Origin of the sequence: Luteitalea sp. TBR-22 (genome assembly GCF_016865485.1) — a bacterium.
Taxonomy (GTDB): Bacteria; Acidobacteriota; Vicinamibacteria; order Vicinamibacterales; family Vicinamibacteraceae; genus Luteitalea.
On the sequence record NZ_AP024452.1, the window covers coordinates 4,049,271 to 4,068,027 of the forward strand.

Annotated in this window: 18 protein-coding genes; 7 read left to right on the forward strand and 11 right to left on the reverse strand. The window is 70.0% G+C overall.

Annotated features, from left to right (window positions below):
• Positions 1 to 257: 257 nt before the first annotated feature.
• A complete protein-coding gene (locus TBR22_RS17050; RefSeq protein WP_239489047.1) occupies positions 258 to 644 on the forward strand; it encodes a hypothetical protein in 387 nt (128 codons plus the stop codon).
• A 71-nt stretch (positions 645 to 715) separates the two neighbouring features.
• Here the strand turns inward: TBR22_RS17050 and TBR22_RS17055 are convergent, their stop codons facing one another.
• The 6 genes from TBR22_RS17055 to uvrC all read right to left on the reverse strand — a co-directional run bounded on the left by TBR22_RS17055 (position 716) and on the right by uvrC (position 7,424).
• Complete coding sequence (locus TBR22_RS17055; protein WP_239489048.1) at positions 716 to 1,672, reverse strand: pseudouridine synthase; 957 nt, start codon at positions 1,670 to 1,672, stop codon at positions 716 to 718.
• Between the two features lie 4 nt (positions 1,673 to 1,676).
• A complete protein-coding gene (gene scpB, locus TBR22_RS17060; protein WP_239489049.1) occupies positions 1,677 to 2,822 on the reverse strand; it encodes an SMC-Scp complex subunit ScpB in 1,146 nt (381 codons plus the stop codon).
• Entirely contained in the window at positions 2,819 to 3,727 is a 909-nt protein-coding gene (locus tag TBR22_RS17065; RefSeq protein ID WP_239489050.1) for a ScpA family protein, read from the reverse strand. The genes scpB and TBR22_RS17065 overlap by 4 nt, the downstream gene beginning before the upstream one ends.
• Positions 3,727 to 4,716, reverse strand: a complete 990-nt coding sequence (gene trpS, locus TBR22_RS17070) for a tryptophan--tRNA ligase (RefSeq protein WP_239489051.1) — start codon at positions 4,714 to 4,716, stop codon at positions 3,727 to 3,729. The genes TBR22_RS17065 and trpS overlap by 1 nt, the downstream gene beginning before the upstream one ends.
• Positions 4,713 to 5,345, reverse strand: coding sequence for a site-2 protease family protein (locus tag TBR22_RS17075; RefSeq protein ID WP_239489052.1), 633 nt, complete (start codon positions 5,343 to 5,345; stop codon positions 4,713 to 4,715). Before TBR22_RS17075 ends, trpS begins: the two co-directional genes overlap by 4 nt.
• A 126-nt stretch (positions 5,346 to 5,471) precedes the next feature.
• Complete coding sequence (gene uvrC, locus TBR22_RS17080) at positions 5,472 to 7,424, reverse strand: excinuclease ABC subunit UvrC (protein ID WP_239489053.1); 1,953 nt, start codon at positions 7,422 to 7,424, stop codon at positions 5,472 to 5,474.
• Positions 7,425 to 7,512: 88 nt separating this feature from the next.
• Here uvrC and TBR22_RS17085 point away from each other — a divergent pair, with 88 nt between their 5' ends.
• From TBR22_RS17085 to TBR22_RS17095, 3 genes are all read left to right on the forward strand, one after another.
• Positions 7,513 to 8,103, forward strand: coding sequence for a CDP-alcohol phosphatidyltransferase family protein (locus tag TBR22_RS17085; protein WP_239489054.1), 591 nt, complete (start codon positions 7,513 to 7,515; stop codon positions 8,101 to 8,103).
• A complete protein-coding gene (locus tag TBR22_RS17090; RefSeq protein WP_239489055.1) occupies positions 8,100 to 8,306 on the forward strand; it encodes a hypothetical protein in 207 nt (68 codons plus the stop codon). Before TBR22_RS17085 ends, TBR22_RS17090 begins: the two co-directional genes overlap by 4 nt.
• Positions 8,307 to 8,466: 160 nt before the next feature.
• Positions 8,467 to 9,027 carry a hypothetical protein gene (locus TBR22_RS17095; protein WP_239489056.1) on the forward strand — a complete coding sequence of 187 codons (561 nt, stop codon included), beginning with the start codon at positions 8,467 to 8,469 and terminating at the stop codon, positions 9,025 to 9,027.
• A gap of 92 nt (positions 9,028 to 9,119) precedes the next feature.
• Here the strand turns inward: TBR22_RS17095 and TBR22_RS17100 are convergent, their stop codons facing one another.
• Together TBR22_RS17100 and efp are read right to left on the reverse strand one after the other, a co-directional pair.
• Entirely contained in the window at positions 9,120 to 9,635 is a 516-nt protein-coding gene (locus tag TBR22_RS17100; RefSeq protein WP_370651536.1) for a thymidine kinase, read from the reverse strand.
• A gap of 181 nt (positions 9,636 to 9,816) precedes the next feature.
• Complete coding sequence (efp, locus tag TBR22_RS17105; RefSeq protein WP_239489058.1) at positions 9,817 to 10,380, reverse strand: elongation factor P; 564 nt, start codon at positions 10,378 to 10,380, stop codon at positions 9,817 to 9,819.
• 112 nt (positions 10,381 to 10,492) lie between these two features.
• Between efp and TBR22_RS17110 the strand changes: the two genes are divergently transcribed.
• Entirely contained in the window at positions 10,493 to 10,879 is a 387-nt protein-coding gene (locus tag TBR22_RS17110) for an Hsp20/alpha crystallin family protein (protein ID WP_239489059.1), read from the forward strand.
• 4 nt (positions 10,880 to 10,883) lie between these two features.
• Positions 10,884 to 12,005, forward strand: coding sequence for a S1C family serine protease (locus TBR22_RS17115; protein ID WP_239489060.1), 1,122 nt, complete (start codon positions 10,884 to 10,886; stop codon positions 12,003 to 12,005).
• A 111-nt stretch (positions 12,006 to 12,116) separates the two neighbouring features.
• Here TBR22_RS17115 and TBR22_RS17120 read toward each other — a convergent pair whose 3' ends face one another.
• Positions 12,117 to 12,740: a DNA-3-methyladenine glycosylase gene (locus TBR22_RS17120; protein WP_239489061.1), complete on the reverse strand. Its 624-nt coding sequence runs from the start codon at positions 12,738 to 12,740 to the stop codon at positions 12,117 to 12,119.
• A 27-nt stretch (positions 12,741 to 12,767) separates the two neighbouring features.
• Here TBR22_RS17120 and TBR22_RS17125 point away from each other — a divergent pair, with 27 nt between their 5' ends.
• Positions 12,768 to 14,072: a Xaa-Pro peptidase family protein gene (locus TBR22_RS17125; RefSeq protein WP_239489062.1), complete on the forward strand. Its 1,305-nt coding sequence runs from the start codon at positions 12,768 to 12,770 to the stop codon at positions 14,070 to 14,072.
• A 104-nt stretch (positions 14,073 to 14,176) separates the two neighbouring features.
• Here TBR22_RS17125 and TBR22_RS17130 read toward each other — a convergent pair whose 3' ends face one another.
• Both TBR22_RS17130 and uvrA read right to left on the reverse strand, forming a co-directional pair.
• Complete coding sequence (locus TBR22_RS17130) at positions 14,177 to 15,439, reverse strand: HEAT repeat domain-containing protein (RefSeq protein ID WP_239489063.1); 1,263 nt, start codon at positions 15,437 to 15,439, stop codon at positions 14,177 to 14,179.
• A gap of 171 nt (positions 15,440 to 15,610) precedes the next feature.
• Entirely contained in the window at positions 15,611 to 18,583 is a 2,973-nt protein-coding gene (gene uvrA, locus TBR22_RS17135; RefSeq protein ID WP_239489064.1) for an excinuclease ABC subunit UvrA, read from the reverse strand.
• Positions 18,584 to 18,757: the final 174 nt, after the last annotated feature.

Here is an 18,757-nt window from a genome sequence, read left to right on the forward strand (position 1 = left end):
GACGGCCGGGTTCGTCGCGCAGCAGGGCGGACAGCGAACTAATCCGCTCCCCGGGATGAAAATCCACACAAGGTTAGGCGCGCGGCGCGGCGTGGCGTCGAAAACCCGGGCGCCCCAGCAACCGCGGGGGCCACCGGAAGGCGCAGGGCTTGCAGCGACCATCCTCATCGGGACGGTCGCAGCTCGGTGCCGGCTCATTCACGGCCCGGACCTTCAGCGCCGGACACCTGATACGGCAGCCCGAGAGCGAGGGCCTCATGCGCAACCACGTGGGCATCTGGATCGATCACAAGAAGGCCGTCATCGTGCAGGCCACCGACGGCCGCGTCACCACCAGCACGCTCGACTCCGAGGTCGCCGCACACCCGCACTTCGGCGGCCAGCAGGATGGCGGCGGCGAGAAGAAGTACGAGGAGCGTCGCAGCCACGACCTCGCGCGCTACTACGACGAGGTGTTGCTCCAGGTGAAGGCGCCAGACGGCCTGCTCATCCTCGGCCCGGGAGAGGCCAAGCGAGAACTCCTCGAGCGCTTCGTCCGATCGGCGTCCCGGGGGAAGTGCCGCGTCGAACTGGAGACGGCGGGCGTGCTCAGCGACGGGCAGATCGCGGCGAAGGTGAAGGAACACTTCTCCATGGCCCGGTGAGGGGAGAGGCGACAGCCCACGGCCTACAGCCGCCTGTAGCCTGTCGCCTGCAGGCTGCAGGCCGCAGCCTTCTACTGCCTCGTGCGCTTGCGCGGCCCCCGCTTGGGCGACATCGACCGCGCGTACTCCTTCAGCGTCACCTTTTTCGTGACCCGCTTGGCCGCCTTCTTGGTCGGCCGTGGCTGGCCGCCGCGGGTCCGCTTCACGTGGCTCGGCGTCGGCGCGTGCCCGAACTTCACGCCGGCCTGCGGCTCCGCCGTGTGGTGCACCGTGGGCAGCGTCGGCTTGCGATCGAGGCCGCAGTCCTCGCGCAGTTGCTGCACCTCGCCGGGGCGAAGCTCGCGGTACATGCCGGGCTTGAGCCGGCGATCGGTCAGCGAGCCGATCTTGGTCCGCGCCAGCGTGATCACCGGCAAGCCGACCGCCTGGCACATGCGACGCACCTGGCGGTTGCGGCCCTCGTGGATCACGATCTCGAGGAGCGACTGCTCGCCGGACTTCTTGTTGAACGACTCGATGACGCGCACGTGGGCCCGGGCCGTGCGACGGCCATCGAGCGGCACGCCCGTTTCGAGCCTGCGCACCATCTCGGCGGTCGGCACGCCGAACACGCGGACCTCGTAGGTGCGCGGCACCTCGTGGCGTGGGTGCGTGAGGCGGTCGGCGAGCTCGCCGTCGTTGGTGAGGAGGATGAGGCCCTCGGAGTCGAAGTCGAGGCGCCCGACCGGGTACAGCCCCTGCCCCGCCTGCCCGAGCAGCGTGAGCACGGTCGGCCGGTGCTGCGGGTCCGATCGCGTCGTCACATAGTGCACGGGCTTGTAGAGGAGGATGTAGCGCCGCGGCACCGACGTGTGCAGGCGGCGCCCGTCGACCTCGATGCGGTCGGCGTCGGGGTCGGCCTTGGCCCCCAGTTCGCTGGCGACCTGGCCGTTCACCTTGACGCGGCCCTCGGTGATCAGCGACTCGGCGACGCGGCGCGACGCAACGCCCGCGGCCGAGAGAATCTTCTGCAGGCGCTCGAGTGGCATGGCCTCAGTGTTCCTCTTCGGGTGACGTGCCATCGGGTCCTGTGGCATCGGCGTCGAGCACCGGCGCGTCGGGCTCGGCTTCCGGGCCCATGGCCACGAACTCCTCCTCGACCGGCGCGGGAGCCGGCGTGCCCACGGCGTCGGCGGCCGTGCCGGCCGGCTGCAGTTCCGCTGCCTCGAACAGCAACGGCTCCACCGGCCCGGGCTCCTCGAACGGCAGCGACACGCCGTCGTCCTCGTCGACCGGCGAGGGCAGGTCGAAGCCGAGCGCTTCGGACATGTCCTCGACCTTCGGCAGGTCCGCGAGGTCGCGCAGCCCGAACTTGTCGAGGAACTCGCGCGTGGTGCCGTACATGAAGGGCCGGCCCACCACCTGCTTGCGCCCGACGATCTTCACCAGCTTGCGATCGAGCAGGGTGTTGAGCACGCCCGTCGTGGCGCTGACGCCGCGGATCTCGGCGATCTCGCCCGAGGTCACCGGCTGCTTGTAGGCGATGACCGCCAGCGTCTCGAGTGCCTGCACCGACAGCTTCGAGGTCGTGCGCTCCTTGAACAGGCGACGCACCCACTCGTACAGCTCGGGGCGCGTGACGATCTGGAAGCCGCCAGCCACCTCCACCAGTTGCAGGCCATCGGACTTGAGGTAGGTCTCGCGCACCTCGGCGAGCGCCGCCTCGATCTCGTCCTTCGTGTGCTCCTCGAGCAGCCGGGCCATCGCCTTGATCGTCAGCGGCTCGGGCGAGGCGAAGATCAGCGCCTCGACGACCGGCTTGAGCGGGTGCGGGGCGCGCGGCGCGTTGGCGACCTCGGCCGGGTCGAACAGCTCGGGGTCCTTCAGGTCGCCGCTGGCGCCGTCGTTGGTGGAGGCCTCGACCACCGCCTCGGCGGCGGCCCCGGTCGTCGCCTCGTCGTCCACCGGCCCGGCCTCGGCGGTCGCCGAGGCGGCGACGGGTGCCTCGCCAGGCTCGGTGGCCTCGGTGGCGTCGGGCGCGGCGCCGGGCGCGGGCTTGCCGACGCGGTGCCGGCCACGGCGTCCCTTCGCGGTGCCGTCTGGTGCGGGCGCTTCGGCCGGCGCCTGGTGCTGCGTGGCGGCGGTGGTGGGGTCGACTTCGGCGTCGGGCGTGACGTCGGGTGTGTGCTCGTCGCTCATGACTGCGGTTCGGGCGTGCCTTGCGGACGTCCGGGCTCGTGGTACTCGATGGGCCGCGGGGCCTCGGCGGGCCGGTCGCGCTTGTACACGCGGATGGGCCCGCCGGCGCCGCTCTGGAACACGCGCAGCACCTTCAGGCGAATCATCTCCAGGACGGCCAGGAACGTGACGATCAGGTCGCCGCGCCTCGCCACGTCGTCGAACAGGTCCTCGAAGCCCATGGCCTCGACGCCTTCGAGCCTGCGCACCAACTGCTCGATGCGCTGCTCGATGGACATCTGCTCCATGGGCAGGTAGACCTGCGGCCGCTGCTTGGCGCGATCGACCACGGCCTTGAAGGCCGTCATGAGGCTGAACAGGTCGACCTCGAGCTCGGGCTCCTTGTCGAGGCCCTCGCCGGCCAGCGCGGCGATGCGCTCGTCGGGCCGCGCCCACTGGGCGCTGCGCACCGTCTCCTTGTCGTGCAGGAGCTCGGCGGCCGCCTTGAACTTCTGGTGCTCGACGAGCCGGCGTACCAGTGCCTCGCGCGGGTCCTCCTCGGGATCCTCCTGCTCGGGCGCCGGACGCGGCAGCAGGCTGCGCGACTTGATGTGGATCAGCGTCGCGGCCATCACGAGGAAGTCCCCGGCGACGTCGAGCTGCAGTTCCTCCATCAGCCCGATGTAGTCGAGGTATTGCCTGGTGATGAGCGCGATCGGGATGTCGTAGATGTCGAGTTCGTGCTTCTTGATCAGGTGAAGCAGGAGATCGAGGGGGCCCTCGAAGACTTCCAGCCTGACCGGGAAGCGCTCGAGCGTCGACTCGAAGTCCTTGCCCTGGACGAACTCCGGGCCACTGCCTGACGCATCGCCGGGCGTGCCGGAGGCCCCGGCGGTCCCCTTGCTGGGGTCGGAGGACTTGGCCATCAGTACGCCAGGTGCAGCGCCTCGCGCACGCGCTGCATGGTCTCCACGGCAATCGTCCGCGCCTTGCGGCTGCCCTCGTGGATGATCTCGCGCACGCGCTCGGGATGCGCCTCGAGGGCCGCGCGCCGCTCGCGCAATGGCTCCAGCGTCGCGTTGACGGCCTTTGCGAGCTTCTTCTTCACCTCGACGTCGCCCACCCGACCTTCGCGGTAGCGCGTCTTGAGATCCTCGACCTCGTCGCGATCCGGGTTGAACGCGTCGTGGTAGACGAACACCGGGTTGCCCTCGACCGTGCCGGGAATGTCGGCGCGGACGCGCTTGGGGTCCGTGTACATCTGGCGGACCTTCTGCTCCACGGCCTCGGCGCTGTCGGACAGGTCGATGGTGTTCTGGTAGCTCTTGCTCATCTTCCGGTTGTCGAGGCCCGGAAGGCGCGGGAAGTTGGTGAGGATGGCCTGCGGCTCGACGAAGATCTGGCCGTGCATGTGGTGCACGCGGCGCACCACCTCGCGCGACAGCTCGAGGTGCGCGACCTGGTCCTCGCCGACCGGCACGAAGTGGGCGTCGTAGATGATCACGTCGGCCGTCTGCAGCAGCGGGTAGCCGAGGAACCCGTACGTGGTCAGGTCCTTCTCGGTGAGCTGCTCCTGCTGTTCCTTGTACGTGGGCACCCGCTCCAGCCAGGGGATCGGGATCATCATCGACAGCAGCAGGTGCAGTTCCGCGTGCTCCGGCACGAGCGACTGCACGAAGATGGTCGCCTTCTCCGGGTCGACGCCGGCGGCAATCCAGTCGATGACGTTGTCGATCACGCTGGCCTGCACGCGACTGGTGTCGGCGTAGTCGGTCGTCAGCGCGTGCCAGTCGGCCGCGAAGTAGAAGCAGTCGTACTGGGCCTGCAGCTCCGCCCAGTTCCGCAGGGCGCCCACCAGGTGCCCCAGATGCAACTTGCCGGTCGGGCGCATGCCCGACACCACACGCTTGGTCACAACAGCAGTCCGAACAGGAGGTTGGCGGGGGGGCCGATGAGGCGTCCCACGATGCCGGTGAACATCAGCCCGTACAGGATGAAGATGCCGTACGGGCGAATCTGATCCCACTGGTACGCCAGGTGACGGGGCAGCACGGCGGCCACCACGTTGCTGCCGTCGAGGGGCGGCACGGGGATCATGTTGAACACGGCCAGCAGCACGTTCACGCGGAAGAAGTTGAACGCGAACTGCAGCAGGGGCTCGACGATCGCGATGCCGCCCACCGCGACCGGCATGTGCGGCAGGGCGCGCAGGAGCAGGCTCGCGAGCACGGCCAGCAGCAGGTTGCTGGCGGGCCCGGCGAGCGCGATCCACATGAAGTCGCGGCGGAAGTGCTTCAGGTAGCGGCCGTCCACGGGCACCGGCCGCGCCCACCCGATGATCGGTGCCCCGGTGGCGAAGGCCAGCAGCGGCAGCATGACCGTGCCGATCGGGTCGATGTGCACCGCCGGATTGAGCGACAGGCGCCCCTGCAGCTTGGCAGTGGGGTCGCCGAGCTGGAATGCGGCCCAGGCGTGCGCGGCTTCGTGCACGGTGAGGGCCAGCAGCAGCCCGATGAACGCGAGAACAATGGACCCGATTTCCACGGCAGGCAAAGAGATATAGGGTAGCAGACGCTCGGGGCGGGCACCGGGCACCGGGGCACCGGCTCGGAGGTGGGCACAGGGCCGCCGACCGGTGGAAGGGGCCGACACCGCTCTCCGCGGCCCGGTCTAGCCCCCGTGGGCGAAGTGACGCAGGACCGCGTCGGCGGCCTTGGCCCCGACCACGGTGGTCAGTTCTTCGCGACTGGCGCGCCTGACGCCGGCCAGGCTTCCGAACGCGGTCAGCAGTTGCTTGCGGCGGCGGAGGCCGATCCCCGGGATGTCGTCGAGGTCCGATCGCAGGTCCCGGTTGGCGCGGGCCGTGCGGTGGAAGGTGACGGCGAACCGATGCGCCTCGTCGCGGATGCGCTGCAGCAGCCGGAGGGCGGGTGTCCCCTGCCCGAAGCCGATCGGCTCCTCCCGGTCGCGCGTGAACACCAGTTCCTCCTGCTTGGCCAGCCCGACGGCCACCAGATGGTCGAGGCCGAGCCTTTCGAGCGCCTCGTAGGCGGCGTTCAACTGCCCCTTGCCACCATCGATCACGATCAGGTCCGGCCACGGCCCATCGTCGTCGGCCACCTTCCGGTAGCGCCGCGTCACCACCTGGTGCATGGCGGCGAAGTCGTCGAGGAAGCGAGCCTCGGCGCCGCCTCGGCGCGGCACACGGGAGTCGGGAGTCGGGAGTGGGGAGTCGTGGCTCTCCCACCTGTCGGTACTCAACGGCGCCGGCTCTGCCCTATTCCCGATTCCCGACTCCCGACTCCCGTCTGTGTTGCCCGTGTGCCGAATCCGGAACTTCCGGTACTCCGAGCGCTTCATGCGGCCGTCCTGGCAGACGACCATCGACGCCACGGTCTCGGCGCCCTGGAGGGTGGAGATGTCGAAGCAGTCGATCCGCCGCGGCAGCGCCGGGAGTCCGAGGGCGGCCTGCAGGGTCTCGAGGGCCTCGTGGTTGCTGGCGCCTTCCTCGTTGAACCGCGCGTCGTACGACAGCGACGCGTTGCGCTCGGCCAGTTCGAGCAGGGCCTTCTTGTCGCCGCGCTGCGGCACGCTCATCTGGACCTGACGACCGGCCCGCGCCGACAACCACTCGGCGAGCAGGTCCATGTCGGGCAGCGCCACGGGCAGCAGCACTTCCGGCGGCGGGGGCGTGTCGCCGTAGAAGTGCATCACGGCTCGTTCCAGCAGGTCGTCGAGGCGCGCGTCGCGCGCCTGGTCGGCGTTGGTGACCAGTTCCACACGGTCCACCACGCGCCCCGACCGCACCTGGAAGGCCTGCACCACCGCGCCGGCCGGACCGAGCTTCACGCCGATCGCGTCGCGGTCGCCCATGCGCGGGGTGGCCATCTTCTGCTGGCGATCCCGCAGCGTCTCGAGGGTCCTGATGGTGTCGCGCAGCTGCGCCGCCTGCTCGAAGCGCTCCTCGTCGGCCGCGGCGTACATCCGCGACTCCAGGTCGCTGACCAGTTCATCGGTGCGGCCGTCGAGCAGCAGGCGCGCGTCGCGGACGGCGTGCTGGTACTGATCGGCCGTGCAGATGGAGGCCACGCACGGCGCCAGGCATCGCTTGATGTCGTACTCGAGGCAGGGGCGGCCGCGCTGGCCGGTGATCACCTCGCGGCACGAGCGGATGCCGAACAGCTTGTGCGACAGGCTCCGCGTCTGCCAGGCCAGCGACGCCGGCATGAACGGACCGGCGTAGTAGTCGCCGTCGGCAGCGACGCGGCGGACCACCGACACCCGGGGGAAGGGCTCGGAGACGCTGAGCCGCAGGTACGGGTACGTCTTGTCGTCACGGAGCTTGATGTTGTACTTGGGCGACCGCTCCTTGATCAGGTTGTTCTCGAGCGCCAGTGCCTCGACGACCGAGTCGGTGACGATGACGTCGAGCCCGGCGGCCTCGTCGAGCAGCGCCTCGGTCTTGGGCGAGGTCCCGCGCGCCCCGAGATAGCTCCGCACGCGGTCGCGGAGCGCCCGCGCCTTGCCGACGTAGATCGTCTCGCCTGCCCGGTTGAGGTACAGGTACACACCCGGCTGCTCCGGCAACCGCGCGATCTGTGCTCTGAGGTCCTCGATGGCCATGGCAGGTCGGGGGTGGGAGGCCGTGACGCCTCACGGTCGGGCAGGTTGCGGCCGGAAGGCCCGAACCCTCATTATTATCGCCGGGCCAATGACCTTCACAGGCGCCGTCGGCGCGATTTTCTGGCTACCCCTGCGGGCGATCATCGCCCTGTGCGTCGCGCTCCGGATCCATCCGAACGTGCTCACGCTCATCGGCGTCTGCATCAACCTGGCGGCGGCCTGGGCGCTGGCGCTGGGGCGGTTCACCCTGGGCGGGATCATCATGGTCGCCGCCAACATCTTCGACTTCATCGACGGCAAGGTCGCCCACCAGACCGGCACGGCCACCGCGTTCGGCGGCTTCTGGGACTCGGTGATGGACCGGTTCTCGGACCTGGCGCTGTTCCTGGGCCTGCTCTGGCTCTACGCCTCGATGCAGCGGGCCGACTACGTGCTCATCACGGCGCTGGCGATGATCTTCACCGTGCTCACCAGCTACGCCCGGGCCCGCGCCGAGTCGCTCATCGACAAGTGCAAGGTCGGCTTCATGGAGCGGCCCGAGCGGATCGTCCTCTTCATGATCGGCGCCTTCACCAACCGCTTCGCCGCCGTGCTCTGGGTGATTCTGGTGCTGTCGGTGTTGACCGTGGCCGGCCGCATCTTCCACACGTGGCGCGAACTCGAAGGGCGTCCCGCATGAGCCGCCCGCGCATCGAAGACCGCCTGCCCCTCCCGCTGCTCATCCCGTTCCGGCTGATGTACTGGACCTACGAGCGGACGACGATCCCCTACGACATCATGGTCATCGCGATCCTGATGTTCGTGTGGCTGACGCCGCCCGACTGGCTCAAGGACCCGACGGCGCACGGGATGGGCCTGCTCGGCTGGCTGCTGGGCTGGTAATTCGAGATTCGAGATTTGAAATTCTCGCGGGCGCGGGCCTGTCGGCCACGCGCCCTCGTGACGCCATGCGCGAGCGAAGGCCGAAGGCCGAGCCGCCCGGAATTTCGCATGTCAAATTTCAAATTGCATACGCCACGGGGGATTCGATAGAACCACTGGCGTGTCCCCGGCCTTCCTGTCCCACGTGCTGCTCCTGCTGGGGGCAGGCTTCCTCGTGGCGAACCTGCGGATTCTGGCCGACGTGGTGCGCTTCTTCCGGATGCGCCCGCGCGCCCTGCTGACCTGGCCGGGCCAGCCGCCCCGCTACTACACCCTGTTCCTGGCCATGGCCGCAGTGCTCGGCGTGGTGCTCATCGTCAAACTCGCCGTGCTGCGGTGGCCGCCGCAGGCGGTGTTCGGCGAGGCCATGATGTTGCTCTACTACGGCTACCTGGTGCCGCTCAGCATCCGGATCGGGCGCGGGTTCTACGAGGACGGCGTCTGGGTGGACAACGGGTTCCTGCCCTACCACGAGATCGGCGGTCTCAGCTGGCGCGAGGGCGAGACGCTCACGCTGCTCTTCATTCCGCGGATGAAGCAGGTGGCCCGCAGCCTCGTGGTGCCGACGCAGTTCTACGGCGCGGCGCGACGCCTGCTCCGCGACAAGATCGCCGGCCACGACATCGACTTCTGGGGCAAGGCGCTCGACCTCGGCGCACACGATCAGCGGGACGATGCCTGAGGCTCGCTCGGCCTCGTCTACAGGCGCCGCGCGCAGTCAGGGCTCATGCCCACGGCCAAGGCCGAAGGCCGAATGACGAAGGCCGTCGAGAATCAGCCAGCGAGCGTCGGGTCGAAGCAGCGGCGGCAGCGGGCCTCGTACGAGTCGGTGGCGCCCACCAGCACCAGTTCCTGGCTCTTCACCAGGCGTTGCGTGTGGTTGGCCGGCTCGCCGCACACCATGCATATGGCCAGCGTCTTGGTGATGTACTCGGCCACCGCGAGCAACTGGGGCATCGGCTCGAACGGGCGTCCGAGGTAGTCCTGGTCGAGGCCAGCGACGATGACCCGCTTGCCGCGGTCGGCCAGCGTGCTGCACACGGCCGGCAACTCGACGTCGAAGAACTGCCCCTCGTCGATGCCCACCACTTCGGTCTCCTCGAGCACGCCGGCGAGGATGTCGTCGGCGGTCCTGACGGCCAGCGACGGCAGCTTCATCTCGCTGTGCGAGGTGATGTGCGTCTCGGAGAACCGGTTGTCGATGGCCGGCTTGAACACCTGGACACGGCGCTTGGCGATCTGGGCACGCCGCAGGCGGCGGATGAGCTCCTCACTCTTGCCGCTGAACATGCTGCCGACGATGACTTCGATCCAGCCGGACGACGGGACGGGGCGCTGGGAGCTCTGATCTGTCACTGGCGGACGACGGGAATCGCGAATGGGGAGTCGGGAGTCGACCGACGCGGCGATGGAGGCTGGCGGGAGCGCCGTCGGCGACTCCCGATTCCCGCCTCCCGACTCCCGGAAGTGACTACACCCTCGAGAGGTATTCCCCGGATTCGGTGTTGATGCGCACCACGGTGCCGACTTCCACGAAGGCCGGGACGGTCACGACGTAGCCGGTCTCGAGGGTGGCGGGCTTGGTCTGCGCGTTGGCGGTGGCGCCCTTGATGCCGGGCACCGTGTCGACGACCTTGAGGTCGACCGTCGCCGGCAGCTCGATGCCGACCGGGTTGCCCTCGTAGAACTCGACGTTGATCATCGCCTCGGGCAGCAGGAAGTTCATGGAGTCGCCGAGCGCCTCCTCCGACATGCCGATCTGCTCGTACGACGACGTGTCCATGAAGTAGAACGTGTCGCCGTCCTTGTACAGGTACTGCATCTCGCGCTCGTCGAGGTGCGCCCGCTCCACCATGTCTTCCGACCGGAAGCGGTGTTCGAACATCGTGGCGTCCTTGACCTTGCGCATCTTGGCGCGCACGAACCCACGCAGGTTGCCCGGCGTGACGTGCTGCGTCTCGACGATGCGACACAGCTCGTTGTTGTGCTTGATCAGGTTGCCCTTGCGGAGGCGGGTGGCGGCGACGGAACTCATGACACTCCTGGCAGACCGGTCGGCTCGGACGTAGCCGTCGCGCACGCGCGACGGGGCCGGGTCCGCAAACCGAAGGATGGTAGCACGTGGCCGGTTTGCTACGATGGACCCCATGCGCTGGGAATCCCTTCGCGAGTACCGGACCCGGGCCAGTCAGGCCGACCGGCGCGGCGACTCCGGCTGGACCCCGCCGGCCGACGTCAGTGAGACCGAGGACGCCTTCATCGTCATGGCCGAGTTGCCGGGCGTGCGGCGCACCGACGTCGACGTCGCCGCCACGCACGACACCCTGACCATCCGCGGCCATCGCCCGGACCCGGGCTGCGAACCGGCATGCTACGTGCGCCTCGAGCGAGGGCACGGGCAGTTCGTCCGCCGCTTCACCTTCCCGGGCCGTCTCGCCGTCGACGAGGTCCAGGCCGATTTCCGCGACGGCATCCTCACCGTGACGCTCCCGAAGGCACCCGAGACGCGGGGCCGCCGGGTCGAGGTCGGCTAGCGCCATGCGGCGCCTGCTCCTGCCTGCCGCCCTCGTGGCGGCCAGTTTCTTCGCGGGCATGGTCGTCACCGGGCGCCTCGGCCCCGGTGAGCAGGCCACCGCCCAGTCCGGAGTTCCCGCGCCAGCCACGCCGGCGCCGACGCGCCCGGCGCTGCCGAGTGGTCCGCTCCCCGAGCTGGCCGACGTCGCCGAACGCGCGATGCCGAGCGTGGTCAACATCTCGGCCGTCGGGTCACGGCAGGTGCAACTGCCCTTCGGGTACTTCGACGAGCCGACCCAGAGCGCCGGCTCGGGCGTGATCATCAAGAGGACCGGCGACACCGGCTACGTGCTCACCAACGCGCACGTCATCGGCGACGCCACCGAGATGACGGTGGTGTTGTTCAACCGTCGCGAGCGCCCGGCCGAACTGGTGGGCATCGACCCGTACGCCGACCTCGCCCTGCTGCGCGTCAAGGATCCGACGCTGCAGCCCATCACCTGGGGCGACAGCTCCAGGCTGCGCGTCGCCGAATGGGTGATGGCCATCGGCAACCCCTACCAGCTCGGCGAGACGGTCACGCTCGGCATCGTGTCGGCGCTCGGCCGCACCAATCCGCAGATCTCGGTGGTCGCCGACTACATCCAGACCGACGCCGCGATCAACCCCGGCAACTCGGGCGGCGCGCTCGTCAACCGGCGTGGCGAGCTGGTCGGCATCAACACCTGGATCTACAGCCAGAGCGGCGGCTATCAGGGCATCGGCTTCGCCGTGCCGAGCAACCTGGCGCGCGACGTGGCGACGCAACTCGAGCGGTTCGGCAAGGTGCGGCGCGGCACGATCGCCGGGATCCTGCGGATTGCGCCCTTGAACACCGCGCTGGCCGCCGACCTCGGCGTGCGATCGACCGAGGGCGTGGTGATCTACCGCATGCGGCGCGGCCAGGGCGACGCCTGGGCGGCGGGCATCCGCGCCGGCGACGTGATCGTCGGCTTCAATGGCACGCCGATCACCGACACCGAGGGCTTCGAGCGCGCGATGCTCACTGCCCCCGTCGGCTCGGTGGCCACCCTGCGCGTCCGACGGGGCCGCGAGGAGTTCGACATCAAGGTGCCGATCACGGACGCGCCGGTGAGGAACCAATAGAACGGGAGTCGGGAGTCGGGAGTCGGGAGTCGGCACCAGCATCCCCTTCTGAACTCTGAACCGGAGTTCATGCTCTCTCAGCCCTGAGTCTCGAGCCCTGAGCCTTCTGCTCTACCGCGGCTTGCCCGACACCGCCGGATGGCCCGGCACGTAAGCGCGCCACAGGCGGTCCTGACCGACGCGGATGCCGATCCGCGGGCTCCAGGCGACGGGCCGTGACGGCCGGCGCGACGGGCGCTCGATGCGGAGCGCTCCCTCCCACAGCGGCTGGCAATTCTGCATCCCCGTGATGGCCAGGGCCCGCGTCAGGTTGCCCGGTCCCCGACACAGGTCGGCGTCGCGCCCGACGAAGCCGCCCTCGCCCGCCGCACGGTGCGGCGCTCGGCGACTCCGCATCAGGTCGAGGCCCTCGACAGGCTCGAGGGCGCGGATGAGCACCGCCGCGGGCGCCCCATCGGCCTCGGTGACCGCGTTCACCAGCCAGTGCATCCCGTAGTTGAAGTACACGTAGGCGAGCCCCGGCGGCCCGTACAGCGGCGCGTTGCGGCGCGTCGGCCCGGGAGCGGCGTGGCAGGCCGGGTCGTCCTCGCCGATGTACGCTTCCACCTCGACGATCAGGCCGGCGGTCGTGCCGTCGGGCGCCTCGTGCCGCAGCCGCATGCCGATGAGGTCCGCGGCGACCTGCAGCGTGGGGCGGGCATAGAACGACGGCGGGAGCGGACGCGCCGGAGCCATCCGGCTAGCGTAGCCCGGGAGACGAGCGTGCGAACGAGCGCAACGATGGGACTGGCGCTGGCGGCGATGCTGCTGGCCGGCGTGGCGGACGGGCAGGAGGCGCGCCGCCGCTGGGAGATGGAGCGACAGATCCGCCTGGACAAGTTCGATCAGGTGCTGCCGGCGGCGATGCGAGCCAGCGGCATCGACATGTGGATTGTCGCGGTGAAGGAGAACCACCCCGACCCGCTGTGGAACGACCTCGGACGGGGCTACGTGACCGGCGTCGGCTACTACGTCTTCAGCGATCGCGGCGACCGCGTGGAACGCGTCGCGCTCGGGCCCAGCGGATACCTGCTGGAACAGTCCGGGGCCTACGACCGGCTCGGCGCGGCCTCGGAGTTGGCCGCCTACGTGAAGGCGCGCGACCCGAAGCGCATCGGCGTGAACATGTCCGACACCATGGGCGCGGCCGACGGACTGTCGGCGACCATGGCCATGCACCTGGCCACCACGCTCGGCGAACCCTGGGCCTCGCGGCTGGTCAGCGCCGAACGGCTCGTCTCCGACTTCCGCGCCCGGCGGGTCGCGGGCGAGGTCGTCGCGGTCGGCGAGGCCGCGGGTATCGCGGTCCAGCTTGCCGAGCGGGCGCTCTCCAACGAGGTGATCCAGCCGGGTGTGACGACCCTCGAGGACGTCGCGTGGTGGCTGCAGGACCGGCTGCTCGAGCGGGGACTCGGGTCGGCCTTCGACATGCCCTCCGTGTACGTGACCGGCCCCGAGGGGATCGCCGCGGTGTCGACGTCGCGGGTCATCGCGCGTGGCGACGTCGTGATGATCGACTGGGGCGTCGAGGTGATGAACACCGCGACCGACGTCAAGCGGGTCGCTTACGTGCTGCGCGACGACGAGACGGAGCCCCCGGCCAGCATCAGGCGCGCCTTCGACCGCGCGATCACCGTGCGCCCGGTGCTGCGTCGTGCGCTGCGGGCCGGTCGCTCCGCCGCCGACACGATGACCGCCATGGACGAGGCGTTGCGCGCCGCGGGCTTCGGCGTGATCGAGTTCAACAAGCCCAATGCCGACGACAGGACCGACGTGGCCTACGGTTTCCATCCGGTCGGCAACGACGGCCACGACGTCGGCGCGTCGATGACCACGTGGCAGCCCGTGCAGCGCACCTTCGAGCTGCGCACCATGCAGATGTTCGCCTTCGAGTTCTTCGCCTACACGCCCCTGCCGGAATGGGGCGGCAAGAAGCTGCGCATCCCGATCGAAGACGATGCCATCCTGCTGGAGGACGGGGTGCAGTTCCTGCACCCGGCCAACCACCGCCTGCTCGTCATCAGGTGAGATGGCACCGTTGGCCGCAGGGGGTGAGCTGCCGCTCGTTGGCGCCGGGCGGTGACGCTGGACGGTGGCTCAGGGGCTTGCCCCGCCGAAGCAAGACGGAGGGGTCACGCCGTCTTGCGCAGGCGGGCGATGGCGCGCTCGGCGGCACGGACCACGCGCAGGTCGCCGTCGCCTCGTGCCCGCTCGAGCAGCACGAGCGCCTGTTCCCCGCCGATGAAGCCGAGGACCAGCGCGACGCGTTCGCGCGTCGCGGGGTCGGGCGACGCGAGGGCCTGATCGAGGCCGGGAATGGCCCGCGGCCCGAGCTCCACGAGGTAGGCCATCGCCTGCTCGTGGTGCGCCCCCTGGTCGAGCGCGCTGACCAGCGTCGCCACGCCGCCGCTCTGCACGCCGCTGCCCACCACGGCGGCGTACGCGCCGGCCAGCTTCACGTCGACTTCCTTGTCGTTCACCAGCGCGTTGCCGGCCTGCTGTGCGGCTTCCCGGTTGCCGCTGCGGGCCAGCCCCTCGGCGGCGAGCCGCCGCAGGTTCGGCTGCGACGAGGACAGTTGCGCGGTGAACAGCGATTGCGAGGAGGCGTGGGCGATCCGCGCCAGGGCATCGAAGGCGGCCTCGGCCCGTGGCCCCTTTCCGCCGTGGTAGTTGAACTGGTCGGTGAGTGCCTGGATCGACTGCCAGGCCTTGATGTCGCCCAGCGCCCGCATCGCCGCGGTGGCCACCCGCGTGCTCTTGTCGTTCAGCAGGGCGACCAGCGCGTCGCCGGCCGTGGCCACGCGCAGCCCGCCGATCACCCGCGCGGTGGCCTCGCGGATGTCTTCCACCGGGTCCTGCAACAGACGGGTCAGCGCCTCGGCGGCATAGCCGTCGAGCGGCGGCCGGGCCATCACGCCGAGCGCGTAGACCGACTCGATGCGGACCCGCGGGTTGGCGTCGAACATCGACTGCGCGAGCCCGTTGGTGAGTTCGACCGGCACCGGCTGCGGAATCAGGCCGTAGGGTCCGAGGTCGTAGATGCGCTGCGCCGCGGCGGTCAGCCTGGAGGTCGGGCGCACCCGCAGGCCCTTGCGGTCGAGCACCTCGGGCTTCTCCACGTGGTAGAAGCTGAGCAGCGTGTAGATGGTCTCGAGCTGGATGTCGTCGAGCGGATCGGTGAGCAACTGGCTCAGCGGGGCGATCGCTTCGGGATAGGCCGTCGCGCCGAGTGCCCGCAGCGCATCGCGCCGCACGTCGGGCTCGGGCGACCTGAGGTTGGCCACGACCTGGTCGTAGGAGGCGCGCGGCGCCGCGGGCGCCGCCGCGGGTTGGGCGAGGGCCGGCGTGGCAGCCGCGAGCAGCGCCACGAGAACGCTCGTCTTCAGTGCAAGCATCACGAACAGTCTACAGGGTGAGAGACAGGGCTCAAGGCTCAGGGCTCAGGGCTTCTGGCTCATGGCTCAGGACTCAGGGCTCAGGGAGCATGCCGGAGCCTCTGGGCCGGCGCTGGTCCGGCCCGATGCCCGGATCCCGGTGCCCGGTGCCCGGATCCCGGTGCCCGCCCCTTACGCCCGCTGCGCCGCCAGGAGCACCTCGCGCAGGTGCCGGCCGGTGTGCGAGTCTTCGATGCCGGCGATCGCCTCGGGCGATCCGACGGCGACGACGCGGCCGCCCTCGTGGCCGCCCTCGGGGCCGAGGTCGATCACCCAGTCGGCGGTCTTGATCACGTCGAGGTTGTGCTCGATCACCAGCAGCGAGTGTCCGGCCGACAGCAGCTTCCGGAACGCCGCGAGCAGCTTCGCGATGTCGTCGAAGTGCAACCCCGTCGTCGGCTCGTCGAGGATGTAGAGCATGCGCTCGCCGCCCTGCGTCGACAGGTGCGAGGCGATCTTGATGCGCTGCGCCTCGCCTCCCGACAGCGTCGTGGCCGGCTGCCCGAGGCGCAGGTACCCGAGGCCGATCTCGTCGAGCACCTGCAGGCGGCGCAGCACCTTCGGCGAGCCGCTGAAGAACTGCAGCGCCTCGCGCACCGTCAGGTCGAGCACCTGGTGGATGTTCTTGCCGCGGTACTTCACCTCGAGCACCTGCGGGCGGAAACGCGTCCCCTCGCACACGTCACAGGGCACGAACACGTCGGCGAGGAACTGCATCTCGACGCGCACCTGGCCCTCGCCCTCGCAGGCGTCGCAGCGCCCACCGGGCACGTTGAAGGAGAAGCTCGACGCCGTGAGGCCGCGCGTCCGCGCTTCCTTGGTGGTCGCAAACAGCTCGCGGATCGGATCGAACGCCTTGAGGTACGTCACCGGGTTGGAACGCGGCGTGCGTCCGATCGGCGCCTGGTCGACGAGCACGACGTCGGAGACCAGCTCGATCCCCTCGATGCGCCGGCAGGCGCCGACCGCCTTGTCCCAGTCCCCCTTGGCCTTCTTGATGCCGGCGTGGATGACGTCGTGCACGAGCGTCGACTTGCCCGAGCCGGACACGCCGGTCACCACCGTGAACAGGCCCAGCGGGATCTCGACGTCGACGACCTTCAGGTTGTGCTCGCTGGCGCCGAGCACGCGCAGCCGCTGGCCGGTCGGCTTGCGCCGCACGCCGGGCACCGGAATCGCCAGGTCGTCGCGCAGGTACTTGCCGGTCAGCGACCGCGGATCCTTGCGGAGCCCCTCGAGCGAGCCCGCATACACGACGCGACCACCGAGCTCGCCGGCCCCGAGGCCCATGTCGATGATCTCGTCGGCGACCGCGATCATGTCGGCGTCGTGCTCGACCACGAGCACCGTGTTCCCCTGGTCGCGCAGCTGCCGCAGGATGTCGATGAGTCGCAGGTTGTCGCGCGGGTGCAGGCCGATGGACGGCTCGTCGAGCACGTAGAGCGTGCCCACCAGCGCCGAGCCCAGCGAGGTCGCCAGGCTGATGCGCTGCGACTCGCCACCGGAGAGGGTGGACGACAGGCGGTCGAGCGTGAGGTATTCGAGCCCCACGTTGCTGAGGAACGTGAGGCGCTTGACGATCTCCACCTGCAGCTTGTCGGCGATCGCCGCCTCGCGCTCCGACAGCTGCAGCGTGCCGAAGAAGTCGAGCGCCTCGCGCACCGTCATCGCGCCGACGCGGTCGATCGTCAGGCCCTGCACCTGCACGTCGCGCGCCTCGCGGCGCAGCCGCGACCCGCCGCAATCGGGGCACGTCTGGTACCCGCGGTAGCGGCTCAGGAAGACGCGGACGTGCACCTTGTACTTCTTGCGCTCCAGCACCGCGAAGAAGCCGCGCACGCCCTCGTAGCCCTTGTCGCCGTCGACGACGAAGGCGCGCTCGGCGTCGGTCAGCTTCTCCCACGGCACGTCGAGGCGCACCTTGCCCTCACGCCCCTGCCGCTTCAGGTGCGTGTGGTAGCCCCGGTACTGCGGCTTGGTCCAGGGGTCGATGGCCCCCTGCGCGAGCGTCTTCGACGGATCGGGCACCACCAGCCCGAGGTCGAGTTCCATGACGTTGCCGAAGCCGTGGCACGTCGGGCAGGCCCCGAACGGGTTGTTGAACGAGAACAGCCGCGGCTGCGGGACCTCGTACGGGATGCCGCACGACCGGCACTCGAAGCGCTCGGAGAACACGTGCCGGACCGCCTTGGCGACGCCGCCGGCATCCCCTTCCGCCTTCGCGTCCGCGGCGGCACCATCGCCCGCGGCCGCTTCGGCGGGACGACCTGCCCGCTGATCACTCGCGGGAAGTTCGACCGCGAATGCGGCTCCCCCGCCCTCCTGGTAGGCGATCTCCAGGGAGTCGGTCAGGCGCGCCACGACGTCGGGGCCGACCTTGACGCGGTCGACGATGACCTCGAGGGTGGTCCGGCCCTCGAGGGCGCTCACCGGCACGTCGGCCAGGTTCTGCAACTGGCCGTCGAGCAGCACGCGCGTGAAGCCGCGGCGGCGCAGGGTCTCCAGCGTGGCCTCGAGCGACAGCCGCACGTCCTGCTTCGTGGTCTTCCCGCTCCCGGTCGTCTCCTCGTCCTCGCCCGCGGGCTCGTCGCCGGCCGTGACGTGCATGCTCACGACGGGCATCTCGAAGCCGAGGAGCAGGCGCGCGCCGTCGGGCAGCGCGGCCAGGCGCTGGGCGACGACCTCGGCCGACTCGCGGATCACCTCGCGGCCGCAGTTGCGGCAGTACGTGCGGCCGACCCGCGCAAACAGCAGGCGGAGGTAGTCGTGGATCTCGGTGGTCGTGCCGACGGTGCTCCGCGGGTTGCGGATGCTGTTCTTCTGCCGGATGGCGATGGCCGGGGAGATGCCCTGGATGGAGTCGACGTCGGGTCGCTCCATCCGCTCGAGGAACTGCCGCGCGTAGGCCGACAGCGACTCGACGTAGCGGCGCTGCCCCTCGGCGTAGATCGTATCGAACGCGAGCGACGACTTGCCCGAGCCCGAGACCCCCGTGATGACGATCAGCTTGCGCGCCGGCAAGGTGACGTCCACCTGCTTGAGGTTGTGCGTGCGGGCGCCCTTGACCACGATGTCGCGGATAGGCGCAGGCTTCTGGGTCGACATCAAACAACCAGCATAACAAGACCGGGCACCGGGCACCGGGCACCGAACACCGGGCGGCGGGCACCGGGCACCGGGCACCGGGCGGCGGGCGGCGGGCGGCGGGCAGTAGGCAACGGGCACCGGGCAAACGAATGGGACCGGGGTCGCGGGTCGCCGGGTAGGGCCGGGACGCGG

Bases quoted from the DNA above. Each gene is read 5' to 3' on its own strand.
- TBR22_RS17055 (WP_239489048.1), bottom strand. From the start codon at position 1,672: ATGCCACTCGAGCGCCTGCAGAAGATTCTCTCGGCCGCGGGCGTTGCG.
- TBR22_RS17085 (WP_239489054.1), top strand. From the start codon at position 7,513: ATGACCTTCACAGGCGCCGTCGGCGCGATTTTCTGGCTACCCCTGCGG.
- TBR22_RS17130 (WP_239489063.1), bottom strand. From the start codon at position 15,439: ATGCTTGCACTGAAGACGAGCGTTCTCGTGGCGCTGCTCGCGGCTGCC.
- TBR22_RS17115 (WP_239489060.1), top strand. From the start codon at position 10,884: ATGCGGCGCCTGCTCCTGCCTGCCGCCCTCGTGGCGGCCAGTTTCTTC.
- uvrA (WP_239489064.1), bottom strand. From the start codon at position 18,583: ATGTCGACCCAGAAGCCTGCGCCTATCCGCGACATCGTGGTCAAGGGC.
- scpB (WP_239489049.1), bottom strand. From the start codon at position 2,822: ATGAGCGACGAGCACACACCCGACGTCACGCCCGACGCCGAAGTCGAC.
- TBR22_RS17110 (WP_239489059.1), top strand. From the start codon at position 10,493: ATGCGCTGGGAATCCCTTCGCGAGTACCGGACCCGGGCCAGTCAGGCC.
- uvrC (WP_239489053.1), bottom strand. From the start codon at position 7,424: ATGGCCATCGAGGACCTCAGAGCACAGATCGCGCGGTTGCCGGAGCAG.
- TBR22_RS17120 (WP_239489061.1), bottom strand. From the start codon at position 12,740: ATGGCTCCGGCGCGTCCGCTCCCGCCGTCGTTCTATGCCCGCCCCACG.
- TBR22_RS17100 (WP_370651536.1), bottom strand. From the start codon at position 9,635: ATGTTCAGCGGCAAGAGTGAGGAGCTCATCCGCCGCCTGCGGCGTGCC.
- TBR22_RS17050 (WP_239489047.1), top strand. From the start codon at position 258: ATGCGCAACCACGTGGGCATCTGGATCGATCACAAGAAGGCCGTCATC.
- TBR22_RS17065 (WP_239489050.1), bottom strand. From the start codon at position 3,727: ATGGCCAAGTCCTCCGACCCCAGCAAGGGGACCGCCGGGGCCTCCGGC.
- efp (WP_239489058.1), bottom strand. From the start codon at position 10,380: ATGAGTTCCGTCGCCGCCACCCGCCTCCGCAAGGGCAACCTGATCAAG.
- TBR22_RS17090 (WP_239489055.1), top strand. From the start codon at position 8,100: ATGAGCCGCCCGCGCATCGAAGACCGCCTGCCCCTCCCGCTGCTCATC.